The following is a 15,237-nucleotide window of genomic DNA, read 5'->3' as shown; positions in this document are numbered from 1 at the left end:
CAAAACCAAAAATGGATGGACGACATAACTTCTGGCGAATACCAAGAGTACTACCAGAGCATGTATAAGGACAGGTAAAAGTGTCATATAACGGATGTAGCGTTCGGCCCGAAATGCAGGAAATAAGCTCTAACAACAAACGAATAGCCAAGAATACTGTTTCCTTGTATATTCGTATGCTTATTACGATGCTCGTCGGGTTGTATACGTCGAGGGTCGTATTGCAGACATTAGGTGTAGAGGATTTCGGAATTTACAATGTTGTCGGAGGGATTGTGACCATGTGTGTTTTTATCAGCAACACATTGTCATCGGCTTCACAGCGTTTTTTCGCATTTGAAATAGGGCGGAACGATAACGTGCAATTAAGAAAAGTATTTTCAACGACCCTATTCATATATGTCGCCTTTGTGTTGGTGATCCTGGTTTTAGCGGAAACAGTCGGATTGTGGTTTGTTGAAAATAAATTAAATATTCCGCCGGCCAGGGAGACTGCGGCACGTTTTGTATATCATTTCTCAGTATTGTCTTTCCTTGCCTCGATCATCCGTGTACCTTACAATGCGTTGATAATTGCCCGGGAAAGGATGGGTTTTTACGCTTGGATCAGCATCGCGGAGGCAGCTTTGAAGTTATTGATCGTTTACCTGTTGGTCTGGTTCAGTTTCGACAAATTGAAATTATATGCGTTTTTAATGTTTTTCGTAGTATTCCTAATAACCTTGATTTATGTAGTCTATTGCAGGATTAAATTCTATGAATGCCGCATGATTGCAGCCAAGGATAAATGCTTATACATTTCGCTTTTTCAATTTGCCGGCTGGAACCTGTTCGGAAGTTTGGCCAATGTGGGTTTGGATCAGGGGCTTAATATTTTATTGAATATATTTTTCGGGCCGGTCGTGAATGCCGCCCGCGGTATAGCTTTTCAGGTGAAATCCTTGGTAACTTCGTTTGCCGGTAACGTGCAGATAGCCGCGACACCACAGATAATCAAATATTATGCTGCCGGCGACCTTGAGAAAATGAAAATCCTGCTGTTCAAGAGTTCCCGCATATCGTATTATTTGTTGTTTTTGGTCGCTTTGCCGATACTTTTGGAGATGAAGTATCTACTTGCATTGTGGTTGACCGAGGTGCCGGAATACACGGTTTTGTTTGCGAGGCTAATCGTCATCAATATCCTTGTCGACTGTATGTCCGGGACGATCATTCCCGCAGTTCAGGCTACGGGTAAAATCAAGGTATACCAGATTGCTGTCGGGACGACATTATTGTTGGCGGTTCCCTTGTCCTATTTATTCCTTAAACTTGGGTTTCCGCCGGAGATAACGATGATCATTGCAATATTTTTAAGTGGAATATGCCTGTTTATAAGGTTGATTATCATAAGAAATTTATTCGATATCAAAATAGCCGAATATACGAAAGGAGTAATTTTTTATAATATAGCGATTTCAGGTGTTTCATGTATACTTCCTTTGGTGCTGTGTTATTTTGGCCCACAGACATTTGCCAATTTAATTCTTGTCTCGGTCATTTCTTTGATTTCAACAGTTTCAACCATATACTTTATCGGATTGAAACGCGAAGAACGCCGCATGCTGACAAAGATAATAACGGAAAAAATTAAAATATCAGCAATATGGAACTAAAGAAAATACCTCTTGTTGTTAAGTTGTATAATTACTATAAAGCCATAAGGTATAATCAGAATCTGGTGATAAAGGAAGTTTTCAATTATAATAAATCCAGATTCTATAAATATTCAGGGGCGTTTAGGGATTCTAAAGGCAAGGATTTGGCTTATCTTACCTGGTTTTATCATCAGATCGACAAAGGATTGGCTATGCACGATATGCGGTTAGGATTCGGACAGGAAAAGATCGTATCGTTGAATGAAACGATCGATTCGTATATCTGTAAGTATGGTGATAAAGACACGCAATTATTGGATGCGATTGCAGTATTGTTTTTGTATGACGATGTGCATAAAAAAGCGGGTTTCCAATTGCCTGCGCATATTCAAAAAATTATCGACGATAAAAAGGGAAAATATCCGTCTATTCCAGTTTTGGAACAGGATTTTTCAACTCCAGCCGGATATTATGCCTGCATAAATTCAAATTTCAAAGATTTTTCCGCGTCAAGGCATTCCATAAGGGATTTTGCCGGAGAAATCCCAGTCGCCCGAATCGTAGATGCTATTGATATCGCCAAAAATGCCCCTTCCGCATGTAATCGACAACCTTCGCGTGTTCATGTGGTTGTTGATAAAAATCTTATCGCTCAGTGTCTGTCGTTGCAAAACGGAAATCGGGGCTTCGGAAATTTGGTAAACAAGCTGCTGGTTGTAACGGGGGATCTCTCTTCTGTTTTGGGTGCTCAGGAGTTTTTCGATCTCAATACCAATGTCGGGATATTTATTATGAACTTGAGCTATGCGTTACATTATAATAAGGTTGCTCATTGTATTTTAAATTGGTATGTATTGCCCAAAGAAGATAAAAAACTGAGGAAACTTCTACAAATTCCTGATGAGGAATCCGTGGTCTGCTTTATTGCTTGCGGCGACCTGCCAGAAAGGTTTAAAATCGTGTCATCCCCACGGATAACAGCCAAAGATATCTACACCATTCACTGAAGCCCGATAATCTGATATGAAGATTGCTGTTATTTCGTCCTATGCATATATCGTTTCCAATGTCAATTACGGGGCATTATTGCAATACTATGCGCTTCAGGAATATTTGAAGGAGCGGGGGCACCATCCTTATTGGATCCGCTATGTTATCCGTTTGTCTTTAAAACAGAGACTGAAGAAAATAGTCAAGTCTGTCGTTTTCTGCCGAGCGGAATACAAGAAAAAAATACAGTTGCGGTCTTTTCTGGATTTCGCCGACCGTTATTTGGCATTAAGCGACAAAATATATGTTGGGGAAGCCGCGATAAATAGCGATCCCCCTGCCGCGGATTACTACATCACGGGCAGCGATCAGGTTTGGGCCGGTACGCTTCCCGCCAATTTTCTGACATTTGTCGGAGACGATACGAGGAAAATTGCTTACGCTGTAAGTTTCGGGAGGGATGAACTTCAGGTGGAGCATGCCAATACCATAAGGCCGTGGATCGGTAAATTCGACAAAATATCGGTTCGTGAAAAATCGGGTATCGACATTTGTTATAACCTGTGCCGGAAAAGCGCTGTACATGTTCCTGATCCGACCCTGCTTATCGACAAGGAAAAGTATCCTGCCGCAGATTTCGGGCTGGCAGATTATATTTTCTGTTATTTCATAAATCTGAATATCGGAAATTCAGTCCGGCTGGATGACCTTATCAGCTATGCGCAGTCTGTAAATAAAGAATTTTTCATCTCGGCAGCCACAGGTAGTGAAAAGCATATTCCATCGGATTATTTGGTATATCCCTCGCCTGAGGAGTGGTTGGGGTATTATAAACATGCCGGGGCGATTGTGACAAACACATTCCACGGCACTTTGTTTTCGATAATCTTCGAACGTCCGTTCCTGTGCATATTGCAGAATGGCGATTCGTCGAGGCAAAATTGCCGTATTTTATCCTTGCTCTCTTCATTAGGTCTTCAGGACAGAATCCTCGATCCGTCCGACAGTATTGCTGCAAAGATGCATACATCGATAGATTGGGCTGAGGTAAAACGAAAAATCGCAGATCTACGTTTGAATACGGATGCCTTTTTAGGTTCTTTCGACTTATAATGCTTTTCCATTCATGCTACAATTACCGGATTTATGACCCAGAACAACCTTTTTATTTATTCACTATACGGATTGAGGAGTATTTGCCGTAAGTTGGGAATCGTGAAAGTTGCGGACAATTCTCAATTTTATGGATATGTCGAACTGTTCGACCAGCAGGCAAATGATTTTATATATAAAACATTAATGGAAGGGAAGCCCTGTATGATCTCGAAGTTCGGGACAACCGAACTTAATGCGGTGGTAACCGACCTTGTTACATCCCGGCCGCTTTCATGGGCTGTGTTAAAAAAGTTTTTCCAAGGGGAATTGTCATTGTCCCGGATGCAATCCATCCTTCAATTGCAGAAATTATCGGGTTTTTTCCCTGTTTTGTCGGATTACGGCCGGAAGTTCTGTGAACGGGTCGTGGATGATATTCCAGAGATTGATATTCTTGGGTCTTATATTGAAAATGAAAAATATGTATCCCAATATCTGCATTGCAAGCGTGTAAATCTGAATGGATATTATGCGCCTTTTCTCTGTAAAAATCCCTGGACGAAATACTTAGAAGGGAAAAAAGTTTTGGTTGTCCATCCTTTTGTAGATTCGATTAAATCCCAGTATGAGAATAACCGCCAGCGCTTGTTCGATGATCCGGACGTACTTCCGGAATTCAAGGAGTTGATTCTTGTAAAAGCCGTGCAGTCCATTGTAGGTACAAAGACGATTTATAAGGATTGGTTTGAAGCCCTGAAACATATGGAAGATGAAATTTCGCGGCTCGACTTCGATGTCGCACTGATCGGTTGCGGAGCTTACGGGATGCCGCTTGCCGCCCACGTGAAGCGGATGGGCAAACAGGCCGTTCATTTGGCCGGGTGGACCCAAATGCTGTTCGGGGTATACGGTAACCGTTGGATACAGGATCAACCGGCCTGTAGAAAATTTATAAACGACTATTGGATCAGGCCGCTGGAATCGGAGAGGCCCAAAGGAGCCGAAAAGGTCGAAGGCGGATGTTATTGGTAAAAAATAAGCGGATGTATTCATGATCTACTTCGTTATTGGTTTTTATCTGCTATTTTTGGCTTTTAAGTACGACGTATACGGAAGCAAAAACGAATCGGCAAAAAAATTTCATTATTACTTTGCCCTTATCATACTTATCCTTTTGGCGGGACTCCGCTATAGGATCGGAGGTGATACGTGTCGGTACATGGATTTATATGGGACTGATTTGGGTTACGAAGCAGAGCTGGGCGGCCGGTTTCAGCCATTGTGGCGATTGTTGACCAATGCATTGTATTCGATATCTCCGGATTTTACATTGTTTCAATTTGTCCATGCTATTTTTTTAAATACTGTCATTTTTTCTTTTTTTAGGAAATATTCTCCGTGGGTATTCGTCTGCATATTCCTTTATTTCATAAAGCCTTATCTGTATTTGAATACCGAAACTATCCGGCAATCGCTTGCCATCGCTATATTTCTATTGTCTGTACAGGCATGTATTAAGAGAAAATGGGGGCTGTATTATTTATACGTACTTATCGCATTCTTATTTCATTCCGGAGCGATATTATTAGCAATAGTCCCGTTTCTATTCGGTCGGAGAATCGATGCTAAAAATATTACATGGATTTGTGTCTTTGTAATAGTTATGGGATTGTTTAATTATTGGGCACCGAAAACCGGAATACTTTTTATTGACAACCTTTTGCAGCAAGGTGTGAAATATAACGAGAACTGGGACGATTTTTCGATATTGGCTCGTATAAGGATCCTTACCGTACAATTATTAGTCCCGATAGCTATTTATATGTCGGGGCGTCGATGGTTGTTCAGGGAGAGTCCGTTATCCGGCTTTTTCCTCTTTATCCTGTTGGTGATGGCGGTCTCCGCATGTTTGCCGCAGTATTTCAGATTTTACGATTTCGTCGTTATATTTGCCATTACCGTCTGTTCGGAAATATTTTCGAGGCTCCGGGCTCTCAAGAGGGTATATATCCCCGTGTGGATGACTCTCATGGTACTGTATCAGATCGGGTTTTACCAATCGGCTGAATATATGGGATACCATTTTTATAACAGGTATTATCCGTACTATTCCGTATTGAACCCTCAGTTGTCGCCTGAGCGGGAGGCTATTATATACAGCGAAAACAACAAATGGATATATTATAATTATAACTAATAGCCCTGTCCTGTTTGAATAAGGAGGATAGTGAATTCTTGAATGACATGGACGTATCCATTATCGTAGTTAATTATAATACACTGGGACTGACATCGGATTGTATCGATAGCATTGCCGATAAAACCTCGGGTCTCGAATACGAGATCATATTGGTGGATAATGCATCGACGGATAGCAGTAAAGCCGTTTTTTCACAAGATCCGCGCGTAAGATATATTTATAGCGACCGGAATCTGGGATTCGGTCGGGCGAATAATCTCGGGGTTCGGGAAGCAACGGGGCGTTATCTTTTTTTCCTGAATTCGGATACGATCCTGCTCAATAATGCTGTGAAATATTTTTTCGATTTCTGTGAAAAGAATCCGGAGCATAAAATCGGCGCGTTAGGAGCTATCCTCAAAGACAGGAACCTACGGAATATACATTCGTATGGGCGGTTTATAACGCCGCTGGGCGAGATCGTAGAAGTGCTGGGTAAGTATTTCCGGTTTCTGAAAAAACGCAACCATCTCTGTCCGGCATCGGTTCAACAGCCTAAACCAGTTGATTATATTACCGGTGCCGATCTGTTTGTTCCCCGGACGGTTTATGACGAATTGGGGGCGTTTGATCCTGCATTTTTCATGTATTGCGAGGAGGTTGACTGGCAATTCCGGATGTCGAAAGCCGGTTATGAGAGGCTTATTATAGAGGGGCCCGAGATAATACATCTCGAAGGAGGAAGCGATCCTTCGAATACGAGGTCATGGTCTTTCAATCGCATTGAAAATATTTTCCGCAGTAAGTTATTATACATCAGGAAACACTATAATTATTTCGTTTACTGGTCTTATAAATTATGCAATGCCGTATTATGGCTTCCGATCTTATTATTGCGAAAAGATACCCTTGATCACCAAAAGAAATTATTGAGAGTTTTATTTTTTAATATTAGATAGTATCAGTATGGAAAACTATAAAAGGGCTGATTATAATACCAAACTAAGTCGATATATAAAAATATTTTTTTTCAGAATTTGTGGGATTTTCCCAGTTTCCGGTTTTTTTCGTGCTAGGATATATAGGCGATTAGGCGTTTCAATAGAGAAAGGTGTGGTTTGGATTGGCAGAGTGTCTATTGATACGATCCATCCGGAAGATATTTTTATTGGTAAGGGTACGACTATTACGGCCGGATGTATTTTACTATCTCATTATTACGATGTTCATAATTTGAAGGAGCATGCCTATTACCGGGGCGAAATCCATATCGGAAGAAATGTATATATCGGGAGTAATGCCGTGTTTACCAAACCTGTTACGGTCGGTGACGGAGCTGTCATTGGGGCCGGATCCGTTGTAAATAAGGATATTCCGCCCTATCAGGTTTGGGCTGGGGTTCCCGTCCGGTTTATCTGCAATAGGTATCGTGACGAATCAGAAATTCCTGTCGATACGGATGATTTCAAACCGAGGTAATCTGAGCGATAACTTGTATCTTTTTCTCCATTTTCCATCAATGTATCTTTTCCATATTTATGAAAATATACCTTGTCGATTATATCGGGATGCATTGCGGGATGCATTATTACAACGATGCATTTTGCCGGGTTCTGAGTGCAATTCCGGGACTGGATATTTCCGTTCTGTCGAATTATGCAGATAAAAACACTAATAAGCCTTTTTTCTTGCACCAATACAAGGGGTGTAAACTCCGTAAAATATGTTGTCTGCTGTGGAACTATTTGATGTTGTTGGGTTTTGTCTTGCGTAACAGAAAGTCCTGTTTCATTTATCTGACTTATGGGAACTCCATTGATCTGCCTTTTATGTATATCGTCTCCCTTGCCGGGAAAAGCATAATCGACATTCATGAAGCGATTGCGCAAAACGTAGATGACAATGCCGATTTGAAGCGACGTTTCAAAAAAATATACTCCGAGCGGATCAAGAGTGTCATCGTACATTCCCAGCGGACGAACGATTTGCTGGATGAGTACGGGTACGGAGGAGTCCGGCTGTTTGTACCGCATTTCAAATATTGTTTCTCGAAAAAATACGATATTCGCCGTGTCGGAGCAGATATCGTTTCCTCAGTTGCAGAAGATAAGGTAAATATCCTGTTTTTCGGGAATATCACCTATGACAAAGGTGTTGACATTCTAATATCAGCGGTCAATATGCTGGAGCCGAAGCTTCGCAGCAAGGCGAACATCATTATTGCTGGAAAGGATTTCGACGGGACTGTATACCGGGTGCACCCTTTGGACAAAGCTGCATTTAAGATTATACTCAGGCATATCGGGGACGACGAACTGGTATATCTTTACAAACATACCGATTATGTGGCGTTGCCGTATCGTAAAACATCGCAGAGCGGAATCCTTGAAATGGCATTTTATTTCCGTAAACCGATCCTTGCGAGCGACGTCCCTTATTTCAATAAAATGCTGACTGAATTCCCGAGTTTCGGCATCCTGTCTGACAAGGATGTCCCGGCATATGCCGCGACACTTGCTTCGGTTATAGGGCAGCATTCCTCTGCGGCTTATTTTCTGGACGAAGATTATTTTCGGTATACTAACCGGATTGAAATAAAGGTGTTTAAGCAGCAATTCGATGCGTGGATAAAACGGTAATATGAAAAAGGTCGCGATTATCGGAACCGTCGGTGTACCGGCGAAATACGGAGGTTTTGAAACCCTTGTGGAAAACCTGATTGGGGAGTGTTGTTCTGAAGATGTGGATTATACTGTTTTTTGCAGTGGCAAAGTTTATCCGACCAGATTGAAAACGTATAAAAATGCCCGGCTCAAATACGTGCCGTTGTATGCAAATGGTATACAAAGCATTCTGTATGATATTTGGTCGTTGATTCGCACCATTGGCTGGGGGTATGACGTTGTGCTTATCTTAGGCGTTTCCGGGTGTATGTTCTTGCCATTGTACCGGTTGTTTTTCCGTAAAAAGATTGTCGTCAATATTGATGGCCTGGAACATAAGCGGGACAAATGGGGTAAGTGGGCGCGCAGGTTTCTCCTCTTGTCCGAACGGATCGCGGTCAAGTATGCCGATGACGTAGTTGCGGACAACAAAGTAATCCAGGATTATGTCACAGAAACTTACCATAAACCGTCGATTCTGATCGCCTATGGCGGGGATCATGCCGTGGTTCCAGTCAACCCTCTCCGACAACACGAAATCCTCGAACGCTTCGGGGTTGAGGCGAAAGCATATGCCTGCACGATTTGCCGTATCGAACCGGAAAATAATTGTCATCTGATTCTGGAGGCATTTTCAAAAACCGATATCCCGCTTGTGTTTATCGGCAATTGGAACGTAGGTGTGTATGGCCGGGAGCTGAAAACCGAATACGGAAAATTCAGTAATATTCATATTGTCGATCCGGTCTATGACAAGGAACAACTCTTTGTGCTGCGGAAACAATGCTTGTTTTATATTCACGGACATAGTGCCGGCGGAACTAATCCGTCGCTTGTGGAGGCTATGTTTTGCGATGCTCCGATTCTGGCGTTCGATGTGGGATATAACCGGGAGACGACTGGTCACAAAGCTCGTTACTGGAGCACTCCGGAAGAATTAGTGGCTTTTGCCGCCGGGTGTTCGCACGATTGTGCTTCCGACAACCTAAAATGGTTGGCTAATAAATATTATACATGGCAAAGAGTTGTCGGCCAATATGAGGCGCTTTACTGAAATCCCGTTGCCGGGAGGAATCCATGATATGTTATGACGATGAAATCTTCCGACCGGATATTGCTGCAACTGCTTTCTGCCGCGATAAATGCACAGAATCCGACCCTCGATAGGGCATTGTCCGATTCGGAGTGGAACCTGGTATATGGACAGGCGGCAAAGCAGGGCGTTCTGGCTGTGATGTGGGAAAGTGTCCGGCGGTTGCCGCAGGATTTGCAGCCGTCGCGGAGTTTGAAACTGCAATGGGCGTATGGGGCGGAGCAGATTGTTTCTAGGTCAAAGAGGCAGATGCAGGAAGCAGCCCGTTTCGCGACTCTCTGCGCCGATGCCGGATGCCGGTTGATCCTGCTTAAAGGAATCGGATTGTCCCGCTATTACCCCGTCCCGTTACAGCGCGAATGCGGTGATATAGATATTCTTTTGCCGGAAGGATTCGAGATCGGGAACGAGATCGCGAAGTCGCATGGGATGACGATTTCCGGCCTGGATTACAAACATAACCATATCTATTCGAATGGTATCATGTTCGAAAATCATCGTTATCTGACCTCGTTCAAGGGAAAGAACGATATCAGACGCTTGGAGAAAATACTGCAGAATGCTATAAAAGAGGGGAATTTTGCACCGTTCGGCGATGCCGGGTTTTATGCGTTGTCTCCTACGGCCAACGCTCTGTATATTACCTACCATAGCTTCTTTCATTTCTTGATCGAGGGGATAACTCTGCGCCATTTGCTCGATTGGGCTTTGTTTGTCAAGGCTGAACAGGACACGATAGACTGGATCCGTTTTTATAGTATTTGCGACGATCTGGGTTTCTCGCGGTTTGCGAATACGTTGAATGCCATTGCCGCCGATGTCTGGGGAATTTTTTTGGCAAATCCGGGTATGTCGTTTGACCGCTGTTTATTGGACAGGGTGTTGGACGATGTGTTGGCCCAAAGGAGGCACGTCAGCGGATTGCCCCTCTATAAAAGGCGGCCGTTATTGATCTGTAATATGTTGTCGTCGCGGTGGAAATACAAGCAACTATACGGACGCAGTTTTTTCGGGGAGATGGCACGATCGGTATTTGGTGTTTTATTCGATCGTTCCCCTGAATCGGAGTAAGTTGCCGTTGACCCATATTCATCGGATAATCGGAATATGAAGTATTTGCTCATCTGGGCGGTATTCCTCGTCCTGTTCTATATTTTCCTGCGGTGGGTTATCCGCCAGACGCCGGTCACGGAGGACGATGACCTGAAAGTGCGGCGTATTTCCCGCCTTCTGGAACGCCTTAATGAAAAGTGGAACCTAAATAGAAAATAATAAAGGGGCTGTCTAAAACTTGTTAGACAGCCCCTTTCGATTGTACGGCTCGGCACCTGCGTTCGTGTTTGACGGCGGCCATGTTTGCGGCAAACCTTGTTACGCCTCGGCCATGACGGTCGTGCGAGCAAACTCTCTTGCGGCAATGCGGTGCCGGGGTTTTATCTTTTGCGACGCATTCCCGGTATCGGGCGCGTTGTCCGGCTGTCTCCCGGCTGTTCTCCCTTGGAGGACGTCGTTTTGGCGCTAAGCTCCTGCGTGGCTTTTTTGCCGGCTCCTGCTTTGTCTCCCGGGCATGCGCCTTGGGGGCGGGATGCTTTCGCTGGCACGCCCTTCGATCCCTTTCTTTCCGGCTCTCCTGCTTTCTCGGTCGGTCGTTCGCCGAAGAAATAGGCTTTCTGCCGCCGTTTCTCCTCCTGCGAACGGGCGACGTAGACTTTTTCATGTGTATAGGGGTTCTCCCCGGTGTAGAACATCACCGACGAAAGGGTCATCGGCGTCGGGGTGAGATCCTGTACCTGTTCGAGATTGAAATGGAGCTTGCCGAGCACTTTTGCCGACAGCGAGCGCATGTCGCGTTCGGTGCAGCCCGGGTGTGACGAGATAAAGTAAGGGATCAGCTGGTAGGGCAGTCCCTCGCGGCGGCAGATATGCTGGAAATCAGCGTTCAATTGCTCGAAAAGTGCGAACGGAGGCTTGCGCATCAGTTTCAGCACGGCGTCTTCGGTGTGTTCGGGGGCGACCTTCAGGCGTCCCGAGGTGTGGTGTTTCACGACCGTGGCGAGGTAAGGGCTGTCGTCGAACAGGTCGTAACGGATGCCGCTGCCGACAAAGGCCCTCTTGATGCCCTTCACGGCTCGGATCTTTTCGTACAAAGCCAACAGCGGCCGGTGGGCGTTGTCCAGATTTGGGCACATCTTCGGGTGCAGGCACGACGGACGGCGGCACCTGCGGCACAATTCCTTGTCGCGGCCGCCCATGCGGTACATGTTGGCCGACGGCGCACCGACGTCCGAGAGGTAACCCCTGAAGCCGGGCATCGAGGCGATCCGCCGCACCTCGTCGAGGATCGAGCGCTCGCTGCGCGAGTTGATGAATTTGCCCTGGTGAGCCGATATGGTGCAGAACGAACAGCCGCCGAAGCATCCCCGGTGGATGTTGACCGAGTGTTTGATCATCTCCCACGCCGGGATATCCCCTTTGCCGTTATAACGCGGGTGCGGTGCCCGTTCGTAAGGCAGGTCGAACGAGTGGTCGAGTTCTTCGGTCGTGAGCGTCGTGTTGGGCGGCGTGACGACCACGTAGCGGTCGCCCACGGCCTCGACCAGCGTCGCTGTCGGTTCCATCAGGTTGCTCTGGGTCTCGATGACCGTGAAATTCTCCCCGAAAGCCCGTTTGTCGCGCGCACACTCCTCGTAGGAGTGCAGCCGGATCGTCTCCGCCGGGTCGAGCCGCTCCACGTAATCTTTGCCGGCCATGAACGCCACTTGCCGCAGTTTGCGCAACAACTTGGCATTGTATCCGTTGCGCAGTGCCCGGGCGACCTGCTGTACGACCCGTTCGCCCATGCCATAGATCAGCAGGTCGGCGCCGCTTTCGGCCAGCACCGAAGGCTTGAGCGAGTCGTTCCAGTAGTCATAGTGCGTCAGCCGCCGCAGCGAGGCTTCGATTCCCCCGACTACTACTGGGACGTGCGGGAACAGCCGCTTGAGTATCTGCGTATAGGTCGTCACGGCATAGTCGGGCCGAAACCCCGCTTTGCCGCCGGGCGTATAGGCGTCGTTGCTCCTGAGGCGGATGTTGGCCGTATAGTGGTTGACCATCGAATCCATCGACCCGGCCGTGATGCCGAAGAAGAGCCTCGGCGTGCCCAACTTGGTGAAGTCGCGCAGGTCGTCCCGCCAGTTGGGCTGCGGCACGATGGCCACGCGGTAGCCTTCGGCTTCGAGCAGGCGACCGATCACTGCCGCGCCGAATGCCGGATGGTCGATGTAGGCGTCGCCCGAAAAGAGGATGACGTCCAACTGCTCCCACCCGCGTGCGCGGACTTCCTTTATCGTGGTCGGTAAAAACAAGGTGCAGTGAGTTTTTTTTATTTCGTTCCGGAGTAATTCCGGTCTGTATCCATGTGTTTGCAGGTGCGGACTGGCGTTTTATGCCTGCTTTTCGGGGCGTTTGCCGTTTTGGGAAGCTGCAGGTGCGGCCCTCCGTATTGCCGTAAGTCAGTCCGCTGCCGTGCCGTTTATCCGTTATCCGTCTCTTTCGATGCCGCTGCGTAGGTTTCCCATTTTTCGAGCAGCGCACGGAAATCGGAGGGCAGTTTGCTCTCGAAATATACCGTTTCGCGGGTCGTCGGGTGTACGAACCCGAGTGACCGCGCGTGCAGCGCGTGGCGGGGCAGCACGGCGAAGCAGTTTTCGACGAATTGCCTGTATTTCGAGAAGGTCGTGCCCTTCAGGATGCGGTCGCCGCCATAGCGTTCGTCGTTGAAGAGCGGATGTCCCTGCCACGACATGTGGACGCGTATCTGGTGCGTGCGGCCCGTTTCGAGCCGGCATTCGACCAGCGTCACATAGCCGTAACGTTTCAGCACCCGCCAGTGGGTCACGGCGTGCTTGCCGTCCGACCCGTCTTCGAATACGAACATCTTCTGCCGGTCGCGGGGGCTGCGGCCGATGTTGCCCGTGATCGTCCCCTCGTCCTGGTCGAAATTGCCCCACACGAGTGCCACATAACGGCGCTGGATCGTATGGTCGAAGAACTGCTTGGCCAGCCGTGCGTGCGCCTGTTCGTTCTTGGCCACCACGAGCAGCCCCGACGTGTTCTTGTCGATGCGGTGCACCAGCCCGGCGCGCATGTCGCCCTCCTGGAACAGGGGCAGGTTGCGCAGGTGGTACGTGAGCGCGTTTACGAGTGTACCGCTGTAATTTCCGTGCCCGGGATGCACCACCAGCCCGGCGGGCTTGTTGACGATCAGCAGGTCGTCGTCCTCGTAGGGAATTTCGAGCGGGATATCTTCGGGGATGATCTCCACTTCGCGCCGCGGGTAGGGCATCACGATCTGGATACGGTCGAGCGGCTTGACCTTGTAGCTCGATTTCGCGGGCTTGCCGTTCACGAGGATGTTGCCGCAGTCGGCAGCCGCCTGGATACGGTTGCGCGAGCATTTCTCCATGCGTACGGTCAGGAACTTGTCCAGCCGCAGCGGGGTTTGCCCCTTGTCGGCTACGACCGCAAAGTGCTCATACAGCCCGGCTCCCTCGCCGTCCTCTTCCGTGGCTTCCGATCCCTGGTCGAGTTCGGGATCCTCCTCTATGTAGCGTTCGTCGGCCATCAGTCGAAAAATCCTTCGTCGTTTCCGGCTGCCGCAGGCTCGTCTGCCGGCTGTTCCTCTGCGGTGCCTGCCGCCGCCCGTTCGAACTCCGCCTGAGCCAGCGAATCCGCATGTTCGCGTTCGGATTGCAGACGCTCCTCGGCCGCCTCCTTCGCCTGTTTTTCGGCTATGGCGCGATGTTGGGCGAGTTTCTTCTCGTCGAGCGTCAGCCTGAGGTCGACGCGCGAGCCCAGACCGGCGCTCCGCTCGGCCGTGGGATGCTGGATATAGACACGGGCATCCTTCTGGTTCAGGAGGTTGATCCCTTCGTCGAAATCCACCTTGCCGACGTTGAGCCCCAGTTCCCACAGGCGGCCCTTGGCCTCCTTGAGCGGGAACCCGACCAGGCGCGGTACGACCGTCGTGCCGTAGCCGCCTTCGACGCCCACATAGAGCGTCACGCCCGAGCCCAGCTCGGCCTCGATCTTGCTCGTCGCCGCTACGGGGCGGCCGTCGCAGTATTCGTCCAGTACGTAGTTGGTCGCCATGTCGGCGCGGTAGACCAGCTCGTCGATCTCCAGCCCCGCGATCTCCAGCATGTTCTTGGCCTGCCGCAGCGAACGCCCCGCCACATAGGGCACGGGCACCATCTTCTGGCGGAAGGAGTTGATCGTGATGTAGACCGTACGGCCGGGCTTGACCTCCACGCCCCCTTCGGGCAGCTGGTCGAGGACGATGCCCCCTTCGTAAGCCGGCACGAACAGCGAGTCGTTGATGTGCAGCTTGAGGTCGTACTTGCGGGCCATGCGCTGTGCCTGGTCGAGCTTCACGCCCGAAAAGTCGGGCACCGTGCGGCGGGCGCCGTGGCGCGTGCCGACCTGCATGACGATATGGGCCGCGACGGCCATCGCCAGGATGATCGCCCCGATCAGTACGAGGTTGTATGCCAGTCGGTTTTGCCGGAGCCGTTTCCAGTAATATGCCAGTTTCTCCAT

14 protein-coding genes are annotated in these 15,237 nt (G+C 48.3%); 11 read left to right on the top strand and 3 right to left on the bottom strand.

Going from position 1 to position 15,237, the window contains the following annotated elements; translation table 11 throughout:
• Positions 1–176 precede the first annotated feature (176 nt).
• From DW189_RS09955 to DW189_RS14455, 11 genes are read left to right on the top strand one after another with little or no spacing between them, the layout of a single operon-like run.
• On the top strand, positions 177–1,655 hold the full coding sequence (locus tag DW189_RS09955) for a lipopolysaccharide biosynthesis protein (protein ID WP_197736379.1): 1,479 nt from the start codon (positions 177–179) through the stop codon (positions 1,653–1,655).
• Positions 1,646–2,644: a nitroreductase family protein gene (locus DW189_RS09950; RefSeq protein ID WP_117507906.1), complete on the top strand. Its 999-nt coding sequence runs from the start codon at positions 1,646–1,648 to the stop codon at positions 2,642–2,644. The genes DW189_RS09955 and DW189_RS09950 overlap by 10 nt, the downstream gene beginning before the upstream one ends.
• 16 nt (positions 2,645–2,660) lie before the next feature.
• The gene (locus DW189_RS09945) at positions 2,661–3,740 is read left to right on the top strand and encodes a polysaccharide pyruvyl transferase family protein (protein ID WP_117507904.1); all 1,080 of its coding nucleotides are present in this window, start codon (positions 2,661–2,663) and stop codon (positions 3,738–3,740) included.
• A 33-nt stretch (positions 3,741–3,773) separates the two neighbouring features.
• On the top strand, positions 3,774–4,754 hold the full coding sequence (locus DW189_RS09940; protein ID WP_117507902.1) for a hypothetical protein: 981 nt from the start codon (positions 3,774–3,776) through the stop codon (positions 4,752–4,754).
• 19 nt (positions 4,755–4,773) lie between these two features.
• Complete coding sequence (locus DW189_RS14785) at positions 4,774–5,919, top strand: EpsG family protein (protein WP_117507900.1); 1,146 nt, start codon at positions 4,774–4,776, stop codon at positions 5,917–5,919.
• 47 nt (positions 5,920–5,966) lie between these two features.
• Positions 5,967–6,860, top strand: a complete 894-nt coding sequence (locus tag DW189_RS09930; RefSeq protein ID WP_117507898.1) for a glycosyltransferase family 2 protein — start codon at positions 5,967–5,969, stop codon at positions 6,858–6,860.
• A gap of 7 nt (positions 6,861–6,867) precedes the next feature.
• Positions 6,868–7,380, top strand: a complete 513-nt coding sequence (locus DW189_RS09925; protein WP_117507896.1) for an acyltransferase — start codon at positions 6,868–6,870, stop codon at positions 7,378–7,380.
• Positions 7,381–7,439: 59 nt separating this feature from the next.
• Complete coding sequence (locus DW189_RS09920) at positions 7,440–8,540, top strand: glycosyltransferase (RefSeq protein WP_117507894.1); 1,101 nt, start codon at positions 7,440–7,442, stop codon at positions 8,538–8,540.
• A gap of 1 nt (position 8,541) precedes the next feature.
• Positions 8,542–9,618, top strand: a complete 1,077-nt coding sequence (locus DW189_RS09915) for a DUF1972 domain-containing protein (protein WP_117507892.1) — start codon at positions 8,542–8,544, stop codon at positions 9,616–9,618.
• 33 nt (positions 9,619–9,651) lie between these two features.
• The gene (locus tag DW189_RS09910) at positions 9,652–10,728 is read left to right on the top strand and encodes a nucleotidyltransferase family protein (protein ID WP_117507890.1); all 1,077 of its coding nucleotides are present in this window, start codon (positions 9,652–9,654) and stop codon (positions 10,726–10,728) included.
• Between the two features lie 36 nt (positions 10,729–10,764).
• Positions 10,765–10,929, top strand: coding sequence for a hypothetical protein (locus DW189_RS14455; RefSeq protein ID WP_162851422.1), 165 nt, complete (start codon positions 10,765–10,767; stop codon positions 10,927–10,929).
• Positions 10,930–11,090: 161 nt separating this feature from the next.
• On the opposite strand, the gene DW189_RS09905 is transcribed toward DW189_RS14455, so the two are convergent.
• The 3 genes from DW189_RS09905 to DW189_RS09895 all read right to left on the bottom strand — a co-directional run bounded on the left by DW189_RS09905 (position 11,091) and on the right by DW189_RS09895 (position 15,237).
• Positions 11,091–13,004: a YgiQ family radical SAM protein gene (locus DW189_RS09905; protein ID WP_232045714.1), complete on the bottom strand. Its 1,914-nt coding sequence runs from the start codon at positions 13,002–13,004 to the stop codon at positions 11,091–11,093.
• 167 nt (positions 13,005–13,171) lie between these two features.
• Positions 13,172–14,263: an RluA family pseudouridine synthase gene (locus DW189_RS09900; RefSeq protein ID WP_117507888.1), complete on the bottom strand. Its 1,092-nt coding sequence runs from the start codon at positions 14,261–14,263 to the stop codon at positions 13,172–13,174.
• On the bottom strand, positions 14,263–15,237 hold the full coding sequence (locus DW189_RS09895; RefSeq protein ID WP_055210165.1) for a PASTA domain-containing protein: 975 nt from the start codon (positions 15,235–15,237) through the stop codon (positions 14,263–14,265). Before DW189_RS09895 ends, DW189_RS09900 begins: the two co-directional genes overlap by 1 nt.

The organism is Alistipes sp. AM16-43 (assembly GCF_003435745.1).
In the GTDB taxonomy this organism is placed as follows: Bacteria; Bacteroidota; Bacteroidia; order Bacteroidales; family Rikenellaceae; genus Alistipes; species Alistipes onderdonkii.
Note: the sequence above shows the minus strand (reverse complement) of the source record. Positions and strands in the feature narration are given on the sequence as shown.